15 protein-coding genes and 1 pseudogene are annotated in these 13,683 nt (G+C 73.8%); 6 read left to right on the forward strand and 10 right to left on the reverse strand.

The annotated features are described in order from the left end of the window. The 4 genes and pseudogenes from E4U92_RS09675 to E4U92_RS09695 all read right to left on the reverse strand — a co-directional run. A pseudogene (locus tag E4U92_RS09675) lies at positions 1–231 on the reverse strand (ALF repeat-containing protein); the annotation flags it as partial. A 210-nt stretch (positions 232–441) separates the two neighbouring features. Continuing rightward, entirely contained in the window at positions 442–1,503 is a 1,062-nt protein-coding gene (locus E4U92_RS09680) for an NUDIX hydrolase (RefSeq protein ID WP_137299888.1), read from the reverse strand. A gap of 148 nt (positions 1,504–1,651) precedes the next feature. Continuing rightward, entirely contained in the window at positions 1,652–1,846 is a 195-nt protein-coding gene (locus tag E4U92_RS09685) for a hypothetical protein (RefSeq protein WP_137299889.1), read from the reverse strand. A 175-nt stretch (positions 1,847–2,021) separates the two neighbouring features. Continuing rightward, complete coding sequence (locus E4U92_RS09695; protein ID WP_137299890.1) at positions 2,022–2,975, reverse strand: ROK family protein; 954 nt, start codon at positions 2,973–2,975, stop codon at positions 2,022–2,024. 241 nt (positions 2,976–3,216) lie between these two features. Here E4U92_RS09695 and E4U92_RS09700 point away from each other — a divergent pair, with 241 nt between their 5' ends. The 3 genes from E4U92_RS09700 to E4U92_RS09710 all read left to right on the forward strand — a co-directional run bounded on the left by E4U92_RS09700 (position 3,217) and on the right by E4U92_RS09710 (position 5,496). Next, entirely contained in the window at positions 3,217–4,266 is a 1,050-nt protein-coding gene (locus tag E4U92_RS09700) for a LacI family DNA-binding transcriptional regulator (protein ID WP_137299891.1), read from the forward strand. Between the two features lie 7 nt (positions 4,267–4,273). Continuing rightward, positions 4,274–5,020: a hypothetical protein gene (locus tag E4U92_RS09705; protein WP_137299892.1), complete on the forward strand. Its 747-nt coding sequence runs from the start codon at positions 4,274–4,276 to the stop codon at positions 5,018–5,020. 86 nt (positions 5,021–5,106) lie between these two features. Further along, a complete protein-coding gene (locus E4U92_RS09710) occupies positions 5,107–5,496 on the forward strand; it encodes a VOC family protein (protein WP_137299893.1) in 390 nt (129 codons plus the stop codon). A 67-nt stretch (positions 5,497–5,563) separates the two neighbouring features. Here the strand turns inward: E4U92_RS09710 and E4U92_RS09715 are convergent, their stop codons facing one another. The 5 genes from E4U92_RS09715 to E4U92_RS09735 all read right to left on the reverse strand — a co-directional run bounded on the left by E4U92_RS09715 (position 5,564) and on the right by E4U92_RS09735 (position 10,241). Further along, positions 5,564–6,868, reverse strand: a complete 1,305-nt coding sequence (locus tag E4U92_RS09715; protein ID WP_137299894.1) for a DUF6986 family protein — start codon at positions 6,866–6,868, stop codon at positions 5,564–5,566. 172 nt (positions 6,869–7,040) lie between these two features. Beyond that, positions 7,041–8,003, reverse strand: a complete 963-nt coding sequence (locus E4U92_RS09720) for an electron transfer flavoprotein subunit alpha/FixB family protein (protein WP_137299895.1) — start codon at positions 8,001–8,003, stop codon at positions 7,041–7,043. A 53-nt stretch (positions 8,004–8,056) separates the two neighbouring features. Continuing rightward, complete coding sequence (locus E4U92_RS09725; RefSeq protein WP_137299896.1) at positions 8,057–8,845, reverse strand: electron transfer flavoprotein subunit beta/FixA family protein; 789 nt, start codon at positions 8,843–8,845, stop codon at positions 8,057–8,059. A gap of 219 nt (positions 8,846–9,064) precedes the next feature. After that, positions 9,065–9,619 (reverse strand): flavin reductase family protein, encoded by a 555-nt coding sequence (locus tag E4U92_RS09730; protein ID WP_137299897.1) that lies wholly within the window; start codon positions 9,617–9,619, stop codon positions 9,065–9,067. A 208-nt stretch (positions 9,620–9,827) separates the two neighbouring features. Then, entirely contained in the window at positions 9,828–10,241 is a 414-nt protein-coding gene (locus E4U92_RS09735; protein WP_137299898.1) for a TlpA family protein disulfide reductase, read from the reverse strand. 75 nt (positions 10,242–10,316) lie between these two features. Between E4U92_RS09735 and E4U92_RS09740 the strand changes: the two genes are divergently transcribed. Beyond that, positions 10,317–10,733 (forward strand): DUF4395 domain-containing protein, encoded by a 417-nt coding sequence (locus E4U92_RS09740; RefSeq protein ID WP_137299899.1) that lies wholly within the window; start codon positions 10,317–10,319, stop codon positions 10,731–10,733. A 189-nt stretch (positions 10,734–10,922) separates the two neighbouring features. Continuing rightward, positions 10,923–11,651: a lysophospholipid acyltransferase family protein gene (locus tag E4U92_RS09745; RefSeq protein ID WP_137299900.1), complete on the forward strand. Its 729-nt coding sequence runs from the start codon at positions 10,923–10,925 to the stop codon at positions 11,649–11,651. Positions 11,652–11,691: 40 nt separating this feature from the next. Here E4U92_RS09745 and E4U92_RS09750 read toward each other — a convergent pair whose 3' ends face one another. Next, positions 11,692–12,585, reverse strand: coding sequence for an SDR family oxidoreductase (locus tag E4U92_RS09750; RefSeq protein ID WP_137299901.1), 894 nt, complete (start codon positions 12,583–12,585; stop codon positions 11,692–11,694). A gap of 199 nt (positions 12,586–12,784) precedes the next feature. Between E4U92_RS09750 and E4U92_RS09755 the strand changes: the two genes are divergently transcribed. Continuing rightward, entirely contained in the window at positions 12,785–13,678 is an 894-nt protein-coding gene (locus tag E4U92_RS09755) for a LysR family transcriptional regulator (protein WP_137299902.1), read from the forward strand. Positions 13,679–13,683: the final 5 nt, after the last annotated feature.

The raw sequence follows: 13,683 nt of genomic DNA on the forward strand, positions 1-13,683 counted from the left end.
CAGCAGGGCATTGGCTTCTCGCGTCACACGCCGACCGCTGTCCGGGTCGGCGAGGATCCGGGCTATGGCCACCTTCAGGTCGTCGGCGTCCGGCTCGTCCGCGGACGAGGACACCGCGGACCCGGGCACCGCGGCCGGTGCCGTCGTGGCGGCGAAGGACGGGGTGGCGAGCAGGAGGGCCGGGGCGAGGACGGCCGCGGCGATGGCGGGCGTTACCCGATGAAGTCGCAAGGGGGAATGCTCCTCTTGGTTCGCTGTGGAGGTCGGTCGAGGACGCCTCGGGGCGTCCACTCCGGTGATGCTGCCACCTGGGTCTGACAGTCGGAGGTGCCCCGCTGCGGTCGCGCGGCCACCTGCCAGGTCAGCGGCGGGCGAGGAGCACAGGACAGGTCCGGGGGCGGGCGTGCTCGGTGCCGCCGCCTGGAAGGATCGACTCTCGCCTCAGGCCGCGGGGGGCGTCTCGCCCACCGGCTCCCCCGCCTCCAGGTACAGCGCGGCGCCCCGTTCGCGGGCCCTCAGGGCCCAGCGCAGGCGGGCGTAGCGGACCGGAGGCAGCAGGGTCGCGGCCTCCTCCTCGGTGGCGAAGCGCCAGGCGCGCAGTTCGGCGCCGGGCAGCAGCAGGTCCTCGACGGCCGCCGGTTCGAGCCGGCCGCCGTCGAACAGGAGGCGCAGACCGCCGTAGCCGGGCGGCTTCGGCGGCTCCCAGTCGACCACCAGCAGCCGGGGCACCTCGGTGAGCCGTATCCCGGTCTCCTCCTCGACCTCGCGCATGCCCGCCCGCGCGGGCGCCTCACCGCGTTCGACGACACCGCCGGGGAACTCCCAGCCGGGCTTGTAGGTCGGGTCGACCAGCAGCACGCGGTCCTGCTCGTCGAAGAGCAGCACGCCCGCGGCCTGGGTCTCGGCGGTGGGCTCGGGGGTCTGCACGATGGCGCGGACGGGCGCCGCGCCGGTGCGGACGGCCTCCGCGACGCGGACGGCGGCCTCGTGCGCGGTGAGGGCACCGGTGTCGACCAGGTGCGCGTCGGCGGCCAGCCAGGAGGCGAGCGCCGCGCGGTACGGCTTGATGTGATCGTACGCCCATCTGCGCAGCCGCAGCTCGCCGTCGGGCAGGTCGTCCGGCACCTCCCGCTCGCCGATCCGCGTGCGCAGGATCGTTTCCGCCGGGGCGAGCAGCACATGCCGTACGGGGATGCGGCGGGCCGCGAGGCCCCCGAAGATCTCGTCGCGGTACTCCTGGCGCAGCAGGGTCATGGGGACGACGAGGGTGCCGCCCAGCTCAGCGAGGAGCGCCGCCGCCGTGTCGATCACCAGGCGCCGCCAGATGGGCAGGTCCTGGTAGTCGCCGACCTCGGCGAGGCGTTTGGCCGGCAGCAGGTGCGGGAGTCCGGCGCCGATGACCTCGGGGTCGAAGAGCGTGCTGTTCGGGATCAGTTCGATCAGCTCCCGTGCGGTGGACGTCTTCCCCGCACCGAACGCGCCGTTGATCCAGACGACGGTCACGTGTCCCCCTCTTCTGTTGGCCCCCTGTGGCTTGCCCGCTCCACCCTGCCACGGAAACCAGGCCCAGTTGAGGGCGCCCCGGACGACGGGACGGCGCCGGCGCCCCCTCGGGGGCACCGGCGCCGTGGTCCGGGGGAAGCGGCCCGTCTCAGTCGGTACGGCCCGCCGCGTCGTCGTCCAGGGCGAAGCTCTCGCTGGCGATGGTGTGGTCGAGGGAGCTGAGGGTGTCGCCCACGTTCAGGTTCCCGAGGGTCTCGGCGTCCTGCCCGTGGGACGGGGTGATGGCCGCGACGACGAACCCGGTGGCCAGGGAGGCGATGGCGAGCATGCTGCGCTTCTTCATGCCGGGATCAACTACCGGACCGGGCGGGAGGTCACGGTCCGGGGTGCCGGCCGGCCTCCGGGCGGCCCATCCACGGCCGGGCGCCACGGCCCACCCCCGGCCGGGTTCGACGGCCCGCCGCGGCCCGGGGGCTCCTCGGGCACGCGGGCGCCCGTGACGTTCCTGCGGGGCGCGCTCACACCCCCGCCGGCGCCGCCCCCGCTCGTCCCGCCAGCGCCGCCGCCGCGGCCCCCACCAGTCCCGCGTCGGTGCCCATCTGGGCCGGGACCACCGTCAGGCGTCGGACGAACGACAGGGTGGCGTACCGCGTGAGGGCCTGGCGCAGGGGGGCGAACAGCACCTCGCCCGCCTTGCCCACGCCGCCGCCGACGACGGCGATGTCGATCTCCACCAGCGTCGCCGTGGCCGCGATGCCCGCGGCGAGGGCCTGCGCGGCCCGCTCGAAGGAGGCGACGGCGACCGGGTCGCCGGCGCGGGCCGCGTCGGCCACCGCGGCCGCGGACGCGTCGCCGTCCGGGCCCGGCCGCCAGCCGTCGGCGAGCGCCCGGCGGGCGATGTTCGGCCCGCTCGCGATCCGCTCGACGCAGCCGCGCGCCCCGCACGGACACGGATCGCCGTCGAGGTCGACACTGATGTGGCCGATGTGGCCGGCGTTGCCCGTCGGCCCCGGGTGCAGGCGGCCGTTGAGGACCAGCCCGCCCCCGACGCCCGTGGAGACCACCATGCACAGCGCGTTGTCGTGGCCGCGCGCCGCTCCCTGCCAGTGCTCGGCCGCCGTGATGGCCACGCCGTCGCCGATCAGCTCGACGGGCAGGTCCCCGGTGACGGCGCGGACCCGGTCGACCAGCGGGTAGTCGCGCCAGCCGGGCACGTTGACCGGGCTGACGGTGCCCGCGGTCGCGTCCACCGGCCCCGCGCTGCCGATGCCGACGGCCCGCGCCCGCCCCCACAGCTCGGACGCGGTCAGCTCCCGCAGCACCTCCTCCACCGCCCGCATGACGGTGTCACCGTCCTCCCGGGCGGGCGTGGGGCGCTGTGCGCGGGCCAGGATCGTGCCGTCGCCGTCCACCAGCGCCCCGGCGATCTTGGTGCCGCCGATGTCGAGCGCGGCCACGAGGTCGGTGTGCATCAGTCTGGGATCTCCCGCTCACCACGAAAAAGGGCTGGCCGGTCCAGCGGTGGGGGACGCGGGCCGGAGATTGCGATGGACAGTCTCTCCCGCATCTGACAACGTTGTCCAGGCTCTATGCTCGACGCCACATCCTCATACACACCACGGGACTTCCGCATCCCCACGGACCCGTTCCGTGCGGACCGGTCCCGCCAGGCCCCCGCGAACCCGTGGACCACAGGACAAAGGACTCCGCATCGTGCCCGAGACGCCCCGCCGCGCCGACCGTCCGAGCGCCCCACGCTACGGCAACCGTCCCACCATGAAGGACGTCGCCGCCCGCGCGGGCGTGGGCCTGAAGACCGTGTCCCGGGTGGTCAACGGCGAGCCGGGCGTCACCCCGGAGACCGAGCGGCGCGTGCAGGAGGCCATCGAGGCGCTGGGCTTCCGCCGCAACGACAGCGCGCGCGTGCTGCGCAAGGGCCGCACCGCGAGCATCGGCCTGGTCCTGGAGGACCTCGCCGACCCGTTCTACGGTCCGCTCAGCCGCGCCGTCGAGGAGGTGGCCCGCGCGCACGGCGCCCTGCTGATCAACGGCTCCAGCGCCGAGGACCCCGACCGCGAGCAGGAGCTGGCGCTGGCGCTGTGCGCACGCCGCGTGGACGGCCTCGTGATCATCCCGGCGGGCGACGACCACCGTTACCTGGAGCCGGAGATCAAGGCGGGCGTGGCCACGGTGTTCGTGGACCGGCCCGCCGGCGGGATCGACGCCGACTGCGTCCTGTCGGACAACTTCGGGGGCGCGCGGCAGGGTGTCGCCCACCTCGTGGCGCACGGGCACCGCCGGATCGGCTTCATCGGCGACATGCCCCGCATCCACACCGCCTCCGAGCGCCTGCGCGGCTATCGGACCGCCATGGAGGACGCGGGGATAGCCGTCGAGGACGCCTGGATGTCCCTCGGCGCCACCGACCCGGCGCGGGTGCGCCGCGCGGCGGAGGAGATGCTGTCCGGACCCTCGCCGGTCACCGCGGTCTTCACCGGCAACAACCGGGTGACGGTCACCGTGATCAGGGTGCTCGCGGAGCAGTCCCGGCCGGTGGCCCTGGTGGCGTTCGACGACCTGGAACTGGCCGACCTGCTGCAGCCGGGCGTCACCGTCGTGGCGCAGGACGCGGCGGCCCTCGGGCGTACGGCGGCCGACCGGCTGTTCCGGCAGCTCGACGGGGCGCTCCTGCTGCCCGAGCGCATCGAGCTGCCCACGCGGCTGATCGCCCGCGGCTCGGGCGAGCTGCCCCCGGCGGACTGAGGCGCCGGTGGAAGCGGGAGCGACGCTGGAGGAGCTGGGGCTGGCCGACGTCCCGCGCGAGGTGCCGCTGGCCTACCCCGGCACCTGGCCCCGGGAGTCGGGGCTGCTGGCCGGCGACCGGATGCTGCCCCTGGACCGCCTGGTCCACCCGGAGCGCACCCCGGTCCTGTGCGTCGGCTCCAACGCCTGCCCCGGCCAACTGCGCCACAAGATGGCCACGTTCGGGATCACCGCGCCGGTCCCCATGGTGCGGTGCCGGGTCACGGGCCTCGGGGTCGGCGTCTCCGCCCACATCAGCCGCATGGGGTACGTCTCGGCGGCGCCGGTCCACTGCCCCTCAGCCGTGCGGGAGTTGGTCGTGATCTGGCTGGACGCCCGGCAACTGGCGGTGATCGACGCCAGCGAGGGCGCCACGCTGCCCGACGGCAACTTCGTCCGCGTACGGCTGCCCGTGCCGGACGTCCGCATCGAGCTGGCGGACGGCACGGTCCTGCCCGAGGCGTTCGCCTACGCCAACCGCCGGGGCGTCCTGCGCGACGGCGACGGGCTGCCGCGCGAGCACCCCGGCCAGCGCGCCCTGATCACCGAACTGCTGCTGGACTCAGCCGAGCTGAGGCGCCTCTTCGGGGACACCCCGGAGGAGTTCTGCGCCCGGGCACGGGCCGACGCGCACCTGTGCGTGCGGGGCACGCGGCTGTTCGCGCAGGAGGACCGGGTGACCCGGTCCGGGCTGGAGCACCTGTTCGCCCACTAGGATCGGAAGCACGGCATCGCGTGTCGGTCACCGGCCGGGTGAGGCATGGAGGTGCCCGTGAGATTGCCCGCGGAGGCATTCCACACATGTCCGTCGAGTTGAACCACACCATCGTCCACGCCGAGGACCACCACGAGTCCGCGCGCTTCCTGGCGCACATCCTGGGGCTCGAAGTCGGCGCCGAGTGGGGGCCGTTCGTCCCGGTCGCCACGAGCAACGGGGTCACCCTGGACTTCGCCTCGATCCCCGCCGAGTCCCTCGTCATGCAGCACTACGCGTTCCTCGTCTCCGACGACGAGTTCGACGCCGCCTTCGAGCGGATCCGGCAGGCCGGGATCACCTATTTCGCCGATCCGCACGGCCGGCAGCCCGGCGAGATCAACCACCACCACGGCGGCCGGGGCCTGTACTTCCACGACCCCGCCGGGCACGGGATGGAGATCATCACGCGCCCGTACGGCAGCCACCCGCGGTAGGGCGGCCGGGCCGGGCCGTCGTGCCGCTGCGCACGGCGGCCCGGCCTCCGCTCTGCGGACCCCGCCTCTACTTCGTCGACGCCGTGAGGTCGCCCCGGCGGGGCGCGGCGAAGCCCTCCAGTGCGGCGCGGGTGAGGCCGGTGGCCTCCGTGACCTCGGCGGTGTCCAGGGCGCCGCAGTCCAGGCCGCGCAGGAGGTAGGCGCTGAGGGCCTTGGCGGTGGCGGGCTCGTCCATGACGTCGCCGGCGGTGCGGTTGGCGTAGCGCGCGAGCCGGGCGGCCGCCTGCGCGAAGCCCTCGCGGTAGAAGGCGAACACGGCGGCGTAGCGGGTGGGCAGGTGGCCCGGGTGCATGTCCCAGCCCTGGTAGTAGGCGCGGGCGAGCGCGCGGCGGGTCAGCCCGTAGTGCAGCCGCCAGGCGTCGTGGACCTGCGCGGTCGGCCCGACGGGCAGCACGTTGGTGGAGCCGTCGGAGACCCGCACGCCGGTGCCGGCGGCGGCGACCTGCATGACCGCCTTGGCGTGGTCGGCGGCCGGGTGGTCGCTGGCCTGGTGGGCGGCGGAGACTCCGAGGCAGGCGCTGTAGTCGAAGGTGCCGTAGTGCAGGCCGGTGGCGCGGCCCTCGGCGGCCTGGATCATGCGGGCGACGGTCGCGGTGCCGTCGGCGGCCAGGATCGCCTGGCTGGTCTCGATCTGGATCTCGAAGCCGATCCGGCCGGGTTCCAGGCCGTGCGCCTTCTCGAAGGCCTCCAGCAGCCGGACCATCGCGGTGACCTGCTCGGGGTAGGTCACCTTCGGCAGGGTCAGGACCAGCCCGTCCGGCAGGCCGCCGTGCTCCGTCAGGCCGGTGAGGAACACGTCGAGCGTGCGGATGCCCCGGTCGCGCACGGGGGCCTCCATGCACTTCATGCGGATGCCCATGTAGGGGGCGGCGGTGCCGTCGGCGTACGCCGAGGCGATCAGGCGGGCGGCGCGGGCGGCCGCCTGGTCCTCCTCGGCGTCGGGGCGGGGGCCGTAGCCGTCCTCGAAGTCCACCCGCAGGTCCTCGACGGGCTCGCGCTCCAGCTTGGCGCGTACGCGCGTGTGCACCGGCCCGGCGAGGTCGTCCGGCAGGCCCAGGACGGCGGCGAGGGACGCGGCGTCGGGGGCGTGTTCGTCGAGGGCGGCGAGGGCCTGGTCGCCCCAGGTGCGCAGGGTGTCGGCGGCGAAGACGTCTCCGGGGACGTAGACCGTGTGGACGGGCTGCCGGGTGCCGGGGTCGCCGGGGTAGCGCCGCTCCAGTTCGGCGTCGACCGGCGCGAGGGAGGCGCTGATCTCCTCGCCGACGGCGCCCGCGAGGCTCGTCGCCACCGTCTCCTGCTGGCCCTGCCCCATGCCACATCCTCTCGTTTTCCGCTGTACGGAATCAACAATCCGTAGAACGAAGCTAACGGCGGATCTTCCCGCGGGTCAACACCCGGTCCACCAACTGGTCGTTCCGGAGCGCAAAGGCCGAGGCCCCCGCGACCGGGAGCGGTCACGGGGGCCTCGGGCAGCCGGGCGGGGATCAGCCCTTGCGGGTCTTGATCTCCTCGGTGAGCTGCGGGACGACGTCGAACAGGTCGCCGACGACGCCGTAGTCGACCAGGTCGAAGATCGGGGCCTCGGCGTCCTTGTTGATGGCCACGATCGTCTTCGAGGTCTGCATGCCGGCGCGGTGCTGGATCGCGCCGGAGATGCCGTTGGCGATGTAGAGCTGCGGCGAGACCGACTTGCCGGTCTGGCCGACCTGGTTGGTGTGCGGGTACCAGCCCGCGTCCACCGCGGCACGCGAGGCACCGACGGCCGCGCCGAGCGAGTCGGCGAGCGCCTCGATGAGCCCGAAGTTCTCCGCGCCGTTGACGCCACGGCCACCGGAGACCACGATCGCGGCCTCGGTCAGCTCCGGGCGGCCGGTCGACTCACGCGCCGTGCGGCCCGTGACCTTGGTGCCGGTGGCCTTCTCGGAGAAGGTCACGGACAGCGCCTCGACGGTGCCGGCGGCCGGGGCGGCCTCCACGGAGGCGCTGTTCGGCTTGACCGTGATGACCGGGGTGCCCTTGACGACACGGGACTTGGTGGTGAACGACGCGGCGAACACCGACTGGGTGGCCACCGGGCCCTCCTCGCCGGCCTCGACGTCGACGGCGTCGGTGATGATGCCGGAGCCGATGCGCAGCGCCAGGCGGGCGGCGACCTCCTTGGCCTCGGCGGAGGAGGGCACCAGCACGGCGGCCGGGGACACCTGCTCGACGGCGGCCTGCAGGGCGTCGACCTTCGGCACGACCAGGTACTCGGCGTACTCGGACGCCTCGTGGGTGAGGACCTTCACGGCGCCGTGCTCGGCGAGGACGGCGGCGGTGTCACCGGCGCCGTTGCCCAGCGCGACGGCGACGGGCTCGCCGATGCGGCGGGCCAGCGTCAGCAGCTCCAGGGTGGGCTTGCGGACGGCACCGTCCACGTGGTCGACGTAGACGAGGACTTCAGCCATGGGAATGCATCTCCTGCGAAACGAAGTTGAGGGGCGGTCAGCGGCTGCGGGGCTCAGATGAACTTCTGGCCCGCGAGGAACTCAGCGAGCTGCTTGCCGCCCTCGCCCTCGTCCTTGACGATGGTGCCGGCCGTGCGGGCCGGGCGCTCGTTCGCGGCGTCGACCTTGGTGTACGCGCCCTCCAGGCCGACCTCGTCCGCCTCGATCTCCAGGTCGGACAGGTCCCAGGACTCCACCGGCTTCTTCTTGGCGGCCATGATGCCCTTGAACGACGGGTAGCGGGCCTCGCCGGACTGGTCGGTGACCGACACGACGGCCGGCAGCGACGCCTCGAGCGTCTCGGAGGCGGCGTCGTTGTCGCGGCGGCCGGTGATGGTGCCGCCCTCGACGGAGACCTCGGACAGCAGCGTGATCTGCGGGACGCCCAGGCGCTCGGCGACCAGGGCGGGCACGATGCCCATGGTGCCGTCGGTGGAGGCCATGCCGGAGATGACCAGGTCGTAGCCGGCCTTCTCGATCGCCTTGGCGAGGACCAGGGAGGTGCCGATGGCGTCGGTGCCGTGCAGGTCGTCGTCCTCGACGTGGATCGCCTTGTCGGCGCCCATGGACAGCGCCTTGCGCAGCGCGTCCTTGGCGTCCTCGGGGCCGACCGTCAGCACGGTGACCTCGACGTCGTCGTCGGAGTTCTCGGAGATCTGCAGCGCCTGCTCGACCGCGTACTCGTCCAGCTCGGAGAGCAGGCCGTCCACGTCGTCCCGGTCGACGGTCAGGTCATCGGCGAAGTGCCGGTCGCCAGTGGCGTCGGGCACGTACTTCACAGTGACAACGATCCTCAAGCTCACGCCGGCTCTCCTACTGCATCGTCAGTTCATCGGCTGCCTACTTCCAGGCAGCATAGGCGCCCGAAGCGGCCGTTCCCGGTCCGGGGCGGCCCGCGCTCCGACCGAAATATTACTCGTCAGTACACCCAGTTCCTGCCCGCTAAGCAAGCGCTTTGAACTGTGACCTGTGCAACGCAGCGTAACCGGAATGCAGCGATCTCGCAGGGCGCGGGGGCGTGATCAATCACGCAGCGCGGTGAAACGGCCCTGGTGGTAGAGCAGCGGCCGGCCGGCGCCGGTGGGGTCGCCGAGCAGGACCTCGGCCAGCACGAGGCGGTGGTCGCCGGCCGGCACGCGCGCGTGGACGCGGCACACCAGCCAGGCCAGCACGTCGTCGAGCACGGGGACGCCGTGCGGTCCCTCGTGCCAGGAGGTCGGCGCGCCGAACCGGTCGGCACCGCTGCGCGCGAAGGTGGCGGCCAGCTCCCGCTGGTGCTCGCCGAGTATGTGGACGCCGATGTGCTCGGCCCGGGACACCGTGGGCCAGCTCGAGGCGCCGGTGCCGATGCCGAAGGAGACCAGCGGGGGCTCGGCGGAGACGGAGCTGAGGGAGGTGGCGGTGAAGCCGACCGGGCCGCCGTCACCGGACGCGGTGATCACGGCGACGCCCGCCGCGTGCCGCCGGAAGACGGAGCGGAACAGGTCGGGAGAGGCGAGCCGGGCGGTGCCGAGGCCCGCGGGGGCCGATGCGGTCGAGGCGGTCGACGCGGCTGACGTGGCGGACGTGGCTGTCATCGAGTGGTGGTCCTTCTGCGAGGAGGGGCGCGGGAATCCGTGGGTGCTCAACGGACCGGACAGCGCGCGCTCGCGTGACGGGCCAGGTCGACGTGGACCCGCCCGTGGAGAAGGAGTTCCTGGGGCATGGGGTCAGGCTGACGACGCAGGGCCCGACCGGTCAAGTTCACAGCGGTCCGCACGGAGCGGCCCGGGGCCGCGGCCGACCTCACACCGCCTCGCCCAGCGCGGCGATGACGTCGGCCTTGCGGGGCTGCCCGGTGGCGCGGCGCACGACCCGTCCGTCGGCGTCGAGCACCAGCACGGTCGGCGTCTTGAGGATGTCGAGCTCCCGGACCAGGTCGAGCCGGTCCTCGGCGTCGATCTCCAGGTGGGCGACGCCGGGGACCATGGCCGCCACCTCGCCGAGCACCCGCCGGGTGGCCCGGCAGGGGGCGCAGAAGGCGGTGGAGAACTGCACGAGCGTGGCACGCGTGCCCAGTTCGCCGCCCAGCCGGTCGGACCGCAGTCGCTTGCCCTCGTCCCGCCCGCGCACCCGGACCCTCCCGCTCCGCCGTCGTTGCACGACCCCGAAGGCGCTCGCCGCCGCGAGCACCGCCAGGCACACCACGATTCCCGTCATCGTCTGCTCAACCGTTCATGAGACTGAAAAGATTCCCGCCTCCCTTCCCGGTTTCCGCTGCGGAATGCTTGATTCATGGACATCGATGCACGAGGGCCGCGCTTCGGCGCGGCCGTGACGACCGTGGTCCTCGCGGTCGTGCTGATCACCGGCAGCGCCTGGCTGCTGGCCTGGCAGACGCTGGCGTTCGCGCTCGGCGCGGCGGGCGGGGTGGCGCGCTCACCCTACGGCCGGCTGTTCCGCGCGGTGGTACGGCCCCGGCTCGGGCCGCCGACCGCCTTCGAGTCGCCCGAACCGCCGCGGTTCGCGCAGGCCGTGGGGCTGGTGTTCGCCGGGGTGGGGCTCGTCGGCTTCTGGGCCGGACCCGCGTGGCTGGGACTCGCGGCCACGGGGGCGGCACTCGCGGCGGCGTTTCTCAACGCGGCCTTCGGGTACTGCCTCGGCTGCGAGGGGTACCTGCTCCTGCGCCGGGTGACGGTGCCCGCCGAGTGAGTCCGGCGGGCGGGGCGGGTCGCGCCACGCGGACGTGACGAGGATCTCGCGGTGGCCGGGCACCAGGACTGGAGGTCCGGCCGTTCTTCGGGCACGATCTGCGAGATGCCGCAAACCTACGGCAGCGTAACTTTCCCGCCGGGAGTCCCCTTCCCAGGCCGAGAAGAGAAGGAAGGGTCCGCCCCACCCATGGCAGAGCTTGTCTACCGTCCCGTCATCGGTTTCGCGAAGACGATGTTCAAGGTCTGGGACCTCAAGATCGACTGCAAGGGATCGGAGAACATCCCGCGGTCGGGTGGAGCCGTGCTGGTGAGCAATCACATCAGCTACCTGGACTTCATCTTCGACGGCCTGGCCGCGCTCCCGCAGAAGCGCCTCGTGCGGTTCATGGCCAAGGAGTCGGTCTTCCGGCACCGGATCTCCGGTCCGCTGATGCGCGGGATGAAGCACATCCCGGTCGACCGGGCCCAGGGCGAGTCCGCCTACCAGCACGCGCTGGACTCGCTGCGCTCCGGCGAGATCATCGGTGTCTTCCCCGAGGCCACCATCTCGCCGTCGTTCACGCTGAAGAGCTTCAAGTCGGGTGCCGCCCGCCTCGCCCAGGAGGCGGGCGTCCCGCTGATCCCGATGGCCGTGTGGGGCACGCAGCGGCTGTGGACCAAGGGACACCCGCGCAACTTCCGCCGCAGCCACACGCCGATCACCATCCGGGTGGGCGAGGCGCTCGAGGCCCCGCGCGACCAGTACGCGGGCGCCATCACGCGCCGTCTGCGCGAGCGCGTCCAGGAGTTGCTGGAGGCCGCCCAGCGCGCCTACCCGGTGCGCCCCAAGGGCCCGGACGACACCTGGTGGATGCCGGCCCACCTCGGCGGTACGGCGCCGACGCCGGAACAGGTCCGGGAGGCCGAGGCGCGCTGAGCTCCTCGCTTCTCCTGAGCACCCTCCCCCGGGCGGCGGTTCACGCCCCGAAGTAGTGGCCCTCGTCCAGGTCGGCCAGCAGGCCCGGCTGTTCGGGGTGCCAGTCCAGCAGCTCGCGGGTCAGGGCGCCGGAGGCCGGGCCGTCCACCGAGAGGAACGGCGCGAGCCAGCCGAAGTGCTGCTCCGCCTGGTCCGCCGGCAGCGACCGCACGGGGACGCCCAGGTGACGGCCGACGGTCTCGGCGATGGCGCGGACCGGCACGCCCTCCTCGTCGACGCCGTGCAGCCGGCTGCCCGCCGGGGCCTTCTCCAGGGCCAGCCGGAACAGGCGCGCCGCGTCCAGGCGGTGGACGGCCGACCAGCGCTGGGAGCCGTCGCCCGGGTACGCCGACACGCCCTTGGCGCGGGCCACCTCGATGACCTGCGGGACGAAGCCGTGGTCGCCGCGGCCGTGCACGGTCGGCGACAGCCGCACGACCGAGGCGCGCACGCCCCGCTCCACGAACGACAGGGCGGTCTCCTCGGACTTGCGCGGCAGGGCCCGGCCCTGGCCCGACGGGACGTCCCGTTCGGTGGCGAGCCGCCCCGGGGCGACGAGCAGCGTCCCCGAGGTGGCGACCAACGGCCGGTCGGAGCCCGCCAGTTCCGCGGCCATGGTCTCGATGGCGCGCCGGTCGGCCTCGGCGGCGGCCGGGTAGTTCTGGAAGTCGTGGATGAAGGCCAGGTGGACGACACCGTCCGCCTCCGCGGCGCCCCGGCGCAGGGCGTCGAGGTCGGCGAGATCGCCGCGCAGCGCCTCGGCTCCGGCCTCCTTGAGGGATGCCTCGCTCCGGTCGGAGCGGGCCAGGCCGACCACCCGGTGGCCGGCGTCGAGCAGTTCACGGACCACGGCGGAGCCGATGAAGCCGGTGGCACCGGTGACGAAGACACGCACAGTCGCTGCACTCCTCGAACGGGAATCAGACAGGGTCTGACGAAGGGGACCCGGCGGATGCACTGCCGGGCCGGTGCCTCCAGCCTGCGGGCGGACCGCCCCGCGGGTCCAAGACCCGTTCCGCACCGGGTGATGCACGTCGGGCATCACCGCAGCGCACGGCGGTCGCGGCGGGCCGGCCGGCGTTACCGTGGGGGGTATGCCGCCCACCCCGCCGCCGTCCGTGGACCTCGACCTGCGTCTGGTGCGGTACTTCGCCGCCGTCGCGGAGCACCGCCACTTCGGGCGGGCCGCCGACGCGCTGCGCATCGCCCAGCCGTCGCTGAGCCGGCAGATCCGCCGCCTGGAGCAGCAGGTGGGCGCCCGGCTGCTGGACCGGACCCCGCGCGGCACCCGGCTGACCGAGGCCGGCGAGGCGTTCCTGCCGCGCGCCCGGGCGCTGTTGCGGGCGGCCGCGGAGGCGGCGGCGTACGCGCGGTCCGCCGGGGAGTCGGACGTGCTGACCGTGGGCTACACGCTCGGCATCATCGTGACACCGGCGGTGCGCGAGCTGCGCCGGCGCCGGCCCGGCGCGGACGTGCGCGCGGTGCACCTGAAGTGGAACGAGTCCCGGGACGCGCTGCTCGACCACCGGGTCGACGCGGCGGTGACCCGGCAGCCGCTGCGCACCCACGGCCTGGAGGTCACGCCCCTGTACGACGAGCCGCGCGTGCTGGTCGTACCGCTGGACCACCGGCTGGCGGGCAAGGAGAGCGTGACCCTCGACGACCTCGCGGACGAGCCGATGCCGCTGGTGCAGGACGCGGCGTGGAACGCGTACTGGCGCATCGACCCGCGGCCCGACGGGCGTCCCGCGCCCGGCGGGCCGGTCGTGGAGGAGCTGGAGGACAAGTTCGAGGTGATCGCCGACGGGCGGGCGGTGGCCATCGTCCCGATGCCGCGGACCCGCACGCTGCGCCCCGACCTGACGACGGTGCCGCTGGAGGACGTCGGGCCCACCCCGGTGCTGCTGGTGACCCGGGAGGGAGACCGCCGCCGCTTGCTGACGGAGTTCCGCCGGACGGCGCAGGCCCTGCTCACGGGCCCCGCCTGACCGGC

This window comes from Streptomyces galbus (genome assembly GCF_005280195.1).
GTDB classification, from domain to species: Bacteria; Actinomycetota; Actinomycetes; order Streptomycetales; family Streptomycetaceae; genus Streptomyces; species Streptomyces galbus.

What these genes read in the sequence shown, in the direction of transcription:
- E4U92_RS09685 (WP_137299889.1), bottom strand. Translation starts at nt 1,846, where the DNA reads ATGAAGAAGCGCAGCATGCTCGCCATCGCCTCCCTGGCCACCGGGTTC.
- E4U92_RS09695 (WP_137299890.1), bottom strand. Translation starts at nt 2,975, where the DNA reads ATGCACACCGACCTCGTGGCCGCGCTCGACATCGGCGGCACCAAGATC.
- E4U92_RS09710 (WP_137299893.1), top strand. Translation starts at nt 5,107, where the DNA reads ATGTCCGTCGAGTTGAACCACACCATCGTCCACGCCGAGGACCACCAC.
- E4U92_RS09715 (WP_137299894.1), bottom strand. Translation starts at nt 6,868, where the DNA reads ATGGGGCAGGGCCAGCAGGAGACGGTGGCGACGAGCCTCGCGGGCGCC.
- E4U92_RS09720 (WP_137299895.1), bottom strand. Translation starts at nt 8,003, where the DNA reads ATGGCTGAAGTCCTCGTCTACGTCGACCACGTGGACGGTGCCGTCCGC.
- E4U92_RS09730 (WP_137299897.1), bottom strand. Translation starts at nt 9,619, where the DNA reads ATGACAGCCACGTCCGCCACGTCAGCCGCGTCGACCGCCTCGACCGCA.
- E4U92_RS09735 (WP_137299898.1), bottom strand. Translation starts at nt 10,241, where the DNA reads ATGACGGGAATCGTGGTGTGCCTGGCGGTGCTCGCGGCGGCGAGCGCC.
- E4U92_RS09740 (WP_137299899.1), top strand. Translation starts at nt 10,317, where the DNA reads ATGGACATCGATGCACGAGGGCCGCGCTTCGGCGCGGCCGTGACGACC.
- E4U92_RS09745 (WP_137299900.1), top strand. Translation starts at nt 10,923, where the DNA reads ATGGCAGAGCTTGTCTACCGTCCCGTCATCGGTTTCGCGAAGACGATG.
- E4U92_RS09755 (WP_137299902.1), top strand. Translation starts at nt 12,785, where the DNA reads ATGCCGCCCACCCCGCCGCCGTCCGTGGACCTCGACCTGCGTCTGGTG.